Consider the following 4,728-nt stretch of genomic DNA (forward strand, 5'->3'; position numbering starts at 1 on the left):
GAGCGCTTGAGAAACGCGCTGAGATGGAACCCAGACGACCTCAAGGTGCTCTTCAGCCTGCTGATTACACCTTTTTCAGCGCTGGGAGCGGCTTGAACTGAAGTTGTCGGGTACTGAGCTGCCAGAGTTCATCGGTGGTCATCACACGACCCCTTTTAGCGTTGTTTTGGTTATTTGGAGAGCGAAAGAGTACAGTGCAGTGCATTCAAAATCCGATCAGCAGACTCATCCCCAAAAAGAAAAAGCCCCGCCCTGAGACGAGGTTTACTCTCCTGCTTGGTGCCGAGAACGGGACTTGAACCCGTACGCCGTGAAGCGTTCGATTTTAAGTCGAGTGCGTCTACCGATTCCGCCATCCCGGCAGGCAGAGGCGCAGTATAGCGCGGGCCAAGCGACGGCGAAACACTTGCTTGAGCCGCAATTCATTTTTGCAGGAGCGGTGAAGACGCCTAGCGTTAAAGGAGTCAGAAAGGCGTCAGGCAGCGGGTTTTTGGTGTTGAGTCGCGGGGCCGTAAGCCGCATCAAATCTCCATTTTTTCTGCACCGGGTCTGCGCGGAGGCGGCGCATTCTTTGTTCAAGGCCGAGGCCGACCCACTGGCCCGGAACCGAAAACATGTCCCCCCGCCCTCTCTCACCCCGAAGGAGAACCACCATGCGCAAGTCCCTGCTGACCGCCCTGACCCTGAGCGCCGCCCTGAGCTTCGTGCCCGCTGGCCTGACCTTGGCTGCCCCCATCACCGAAGCGCCGATGAGCACTGCCTCGTACAGCCCGCTCTACACCGAGTCGAGCTGGATGACCCTGAACGTGCCGGTGGCCGCGCTCGGCGGCACCATCCCCAGCGATCTGGTCCTCAGCGCTGCCGGATTGCCGGACGGCACCAGCATCACCCTGGTCGGCGTGTCGCAGGAAGGTGACCAAGCCGTGCTGACCGTCTCGGTGCAGCGCACCAACACCGACAACTTCATCAATGCCACCAGCTTGATCAAGCTGACCTCCGGCGACACCACCCTGACCAGCTTCAACGTGCCGGTGGTTGGCACCGCCTACACCAGCGGTTCTTGAACACCGCACCAGAAATGGGGAGCGGGAACTGTCGGTGTTCCCGCTCCTTTCGTTTGCCTGACTTCAGCAGAGTTACCGGCCCCGCCGCCGCTGCACCGTGCGCTCGGCCCAGGTAACGGTGCTGTACAGGGCCACGCCCAGCAGCACCAGCAGGGCAATCGCAGCAAACACTCGGGGCGTCTGGTACTGCTGACGCGCTTGGTTGATGGCAAAGCCCAGGCCCGGCTGGTTGCTGGTAAATTCCCAGACCACCGCGCCGATCAAAGCCAGGCTGAGTGAGAGCCGCAGCCCGCCCAGCAGCACCGGCAGCGCGCCCGGCAATTCGAGGTGAAGTAAACGCTGCACTGGCGTGGCCCGCACAGCGCTGAAGAGTTCCTGATAGGTGCCGTCCACCTCGCGCACTCCTACCAGTGTGGACACCAGCACTGGGTAAAAGGCGGTCAGGGCGCTCACCAGAATGCCCGGCCAGACATCGAAGCCCAGCCAGAGCAACAGCAGCGGAGCCAGCACGACGGTGGGGGTGCTCTGGCTGGCGATCAGCAGCGGACTGAGAAAGCGCTCCAGCCACCGCAGCCGCGCCATCGGGTAGCCGATGATCAGCCCGGTGAAGCTGCCCAGCAGCGCGCCCAGCAGCGCCACCTTGGCCGTATAGCCGAGCTGGAGCAGCAACTCCGAGCGGTTCTCCCAGAACACCTGCCAGACCCTCAGCGGAGTGGGCAGCAGGTAGTCGGCGTTGATGCGCAGGGCTGTCAGTTGCCAGCCGAGCAGTCCCAGCGCCAGCGCCAGCAAGGGCAGCCACTCGGACTTGCTGCGCCGGGGCTTCGGCGGCGACCAGTTCTGGGTGCTGTCGCCCGTGCCGAGCAGAGCGCGCAGTTCGGCCTCGATGCCTTCGGTGTAAGCGCTCAGTCGCCCCTGCCCGCGCGTTTCCAGCACCGAGACGATGTGCCCGCCGCGCAGCACCGCCACCCGGTCGGCCAGCAGCACCGCCTCGCGAATCGAGTGGGTGACCATCACGGTGGTCTGCCCGGTCTTCTCGTGCAGGTGGCGCAGCTCGTCGTTGAAGCGCTCGCGTACCAGGGCGTCGAGCGCTGCGAACGGCTCGTCAAGCAGCAGGATGTCGCCCGACTGCGCCAGCGCACGCGCCAGGCCCACCCGCGCCCGCATTCCGCCGGAAAGCTGCGCGGGCAGGTACTGGGCGTAGGCGGCCATACCGACCAGCGAGAGCGCCTCGGCGGGCGTCATGGCCCCGCCGGATCCCAGTTCACACGGCAGCGCTACGTTGCGAATGGCCGTGCGCCACGGCAGCAACCGGTCGTCTTGAAACACGTACGCGGGCCGCCCGCGCACCGTCACCTGCCCGGCGTTCACCTTCAGCAGCCCGGAGATGATTCGCAGCAAAGTACTTTTGCCGCCGCCCGACGGCCCGATGACCGCCAGGAATTCGCCCCGGCGCACCTCCAGATTGACCCCGCCCAGCACCTCGCGTCCGCCCAGCGTCAGCTGCACGGCGCTCAGCTCGATCACCGGCAGTTCGGGCAGGGTGGGTGCAGCTTGCTCTGGCGTCGTCAGCGACGGTTCAGGTGTGATCAGACGGGTCATGGCGACCGCGCCGCGAGATGAGTGGTTGTTTCGGTGGTGGGTACCTTCGCCGGACGGCCCAGGGTATTGACGACCAGCACGCCGAGCAGTGCGACGCTGCCGCCGATCAGTGAGGTCAAGCCCGGCACCTCGCGCAGCCACATCCAGGCGATCAGCGTGGCCAGCACCGGGCTGATGAACAGAAAACTGGTGGTGGCGCTGGCACTCACCCTTGACAGGGCAAAGGTCCAGGTCAGGTAAGCCAGCGCCGAGGGAAAGATGCCCAGATAGATAACCGCCAGATGGGCGCTAAGCGGCGCGGACCGAAACTCGGCCACGAAGCCCGGCAAAAAGGTCAGCATCGGCAAGCTGCCCAGCAGCAAGCTCCAGACCGTGAACGCCAGCGGCCCGACCCTCTGTAGAAGGGGCCGCTGAAACACGAAGTAGATGCTGGTGAACAGGGCCGCCAGCAAGATCAGCATGGCCCCGCCGGTGAACGAGACGCCCTGACCGCGTCCCAGCACGATGAGCAGCACCCCGGCCAGGCTGACAAAGGTGCCGAGCCAGCCCAGCAGCGTCAGCTTTTCTCCGGCAAAGCGGGTGGCGATCAGTGCTGTGATGACCGGCCCCGCCGCGATGATCAAGCTGGCGGTTCCGGCAGGTACACTCTGCTCGCCGTAATTGAGCAGGACGTGGTACAGCGTGATGCCGCACAGTGACAGTCCGAAAATCCGCAGGGCGTCGGCCCGACTAGGCAGCGGCAGACGAATCCCCAGGGCGTAGATGCCGAGAATCAGCGAGGCCACCGAAAAGCGGTAGAGGGTCAGGTGACCTGGCGAGAAGGCGTCCAGCCCGGCACGGATGCCCGCAAAGGCTGAGGCCCAGAAGAGAATGGTCATGCCGATGGCCCCCAGGCTGAGGGCGTCGAGGCGCGAGGTGGGGGCCGCAGACGTCATGGTCGTAGAGTAGCAGGCGACTTTGCGCGGGCTTGTGTTCGCCGCGTCAAAGCGGGTCGCTGTCGCCGTGCCCACAACGCTCCCGTTCCCGGAATGCTACAGGGACTTAAAGGTAAAGGCGGCCCACATCCGCTACTGGCGTGTGGTGCTCAAACTGCCGGGTATGGACAATCCAACCAAGCCCGAGACGGTGCAGCAGAATTCAGGTCAGGCCGACGTGAGCCAGGGCTTCAACACCAACCTGTCGAGCGCCGACGTGGCCGAAACGGAGGCTGCCAAAGAGATCGAGGCGGCCCACCAGCGCGGCGGCCAGGAAGAATCCGGTGAGAGCATTGGCATATCGCAGGGCAGCGACGCCAGCCAGCAGCTTGATGAGAGCGGTATGCTCAGTCCCCAGGGCCAGCAGCCCGGCGAGGCGCAGGACGCAACTCGCCTGGGCCAGAGCGGCGAAGACCGCAACCGCACGCCCTGATTATTCTGCAGGATGGTCTTGTGCAGCTCGGCGTTAATCAGGCGTTGAACTGCGCCTGTGGTCTGGAGCGGGCATACTACACTCAGAAGTCAGAGACGAAGCGGCGCACAGCCCTTCACGGGAGGACCCTATGACCATGGAATCCAACACCAAAGACCAGCAGCGCCTGATCACCGGCGCGGCAGGCGGCGCACTCGCACTTCTGGGCATGATTCGGCGCGGCCCCCTGGGACTACTGATGATGGCGGCAGGCGGCTTTCTCGTCTTTCGGGCGGCAGGCGGCTCGCAGATGGTCAATCAGGTAACGGGCGGCGGTCCCACTAGCAGCAAGCCGATTTTCGTCGAGCACAGCGTAGTCATCGACCGCCCTGCCCAGAGCGTCTACGATTACTGGCGCAAGCTTGACAATCTGCCGCAGATCATGAGCCACCTGGAAACAGTTACGGTTCTTGACGAGCGCCGCAGCCGCTGGGTCGCTAAGGCCCCGCTCGGCACGCACGTCGAGTGGGAGGCCGAAGTGGTCAACGACAAGCCCGGCGAGCGGATCGGCTGGCACAGCCTGCCCGGCGCGACAGTCGACAATGCCGGCAGTGTGCAGTTCGAGAGCATGCCCAACGGCAGTACGCGGCTGCACGTGGCCCTCAGTTACCGTCCCCCC

Annotated in this window: 5 protein-coding genes and 1 tRNA gene; 3 read left to right on the forward strand and 3 right to left on the reverse strand. The window is 64.5% G+C overall.

The features are described from left to right. Positions 1-277: 277 nt before the first annotated feature. Positions 278-362: transfer RNA gene (locus GUI70_RS22110), tRNA-Leu, on the reverse strand. A 291-nt stretch (positions 363-653) separates the two neighbouring features. Between GUI70_RS22110 and GUI70_RS22115 the strand changes: the two genes are divergently transcribed. Next, positions 654-1,064: a hypothetical protein gene (locus GUI70_RS22115; RefSeq protein WP_161884441.1), complete on the forward strand. Its 411-nt coding sequence runs from the start codon at positions 654-656 to the stop codon at positions 1,062-1,064. A gap of 72 nt (positions 1,065-1,136) precedes the next feature. On the opposite strand, the gene GUI70_RS22120 is transcribed toward GUI70_RS22115, so the two are convergent. Together GUI70_RS22120 and GUI70_RS22125 are read right to left on the reverse strand one after the other, a co-directional pair. Continuing rightward, positions 1,137-2,663 carry an ABC transporter permease subunit gene (locus GUI70_RS22120; protein WP_161884442.1) on the reverse strand — a complete coding sequence of 509 codons (1,527 nt, stop codon included), beginning with the start codon at positions 2,661-2,663 and terminating at the stop codon, positions 1,137-1,139. Further along, complete coding sequence (locus GUI70_RS22125) at positions 2,660-3,598, reverse strand: DMT family transporter (protein WP_161884443.1); 939 nt, start codon at positions 3,596-3,598, stop codon at positions 2,660-2,662. Before GUI70_RS22125 ends, GUI70_RS22120 begins: the two co-directional genes overlap by 4 nt. 163 nt (positions 3,599-3,761) lie before the next feature. Here GUI70_RS22125 and GUI70_RS22130 point away from each other — a divergent pair, with 163 nt between their 5' ends. Beyond that, complete coding sequence (locus tag GUI70_RS22130) at positions 3,762-4,070, forward strand: hypothetical protein (protein WP_161884444.1); 309 nt, start codon at positions 3,762-3,764, stop codon at positions 4,068-4,070. 130 nt (positions 4,071-4,200) lie between these two features. Further along, positions 4,201-4,728 (forward strand): SRPBCC family protein (locus tag GUI70_RS22135; RefSeq protein ID WP_161884445.1); only part of this gene is annotated, 528 nt, incomplete at its 3' end.

Origin of the sequence: Deinococcus alpinitundrae (assembly GCF_009982895.1) — a bacterium.
GTDB classification, from domain to species: Bacteria; Deinococcota; Deinococci; order Deinococcales; family Deinococcaceae; genus Deinococcus; species Deinococcus alpinitundrae.

Coding starts and splice junctions, on each gene's coding strand:
- GUI70_RS22115 (WP_161884441.1), top strand. CDS start 654: ATGCGCAAGTCCCTGCTGACCGCCCTGACCCTGAGCGCCGCCCTGAGC.
- GUI70_RS22120 (WP_161884442.1), bottom strand. CDS start 2,663: ATGACCCGTCTGATCACACCTGAACCGTCGCTGACGACGCCAGAGCAA.
- GUI70_RS22125 (WP_161884443.1), bottom strand. CDS start 3,598: ATGACGTCTGCGGCCCCCACCTCGCGCCTCGACGCCCTCAGCCTGGGG.
- GUI70_RS22130 (WP_161884444.1), top strand. CDS start 3,762: ATGGACAATCCAACCAAGCCCGAGACGGTGCAGCAGAATTCAGGTCAG.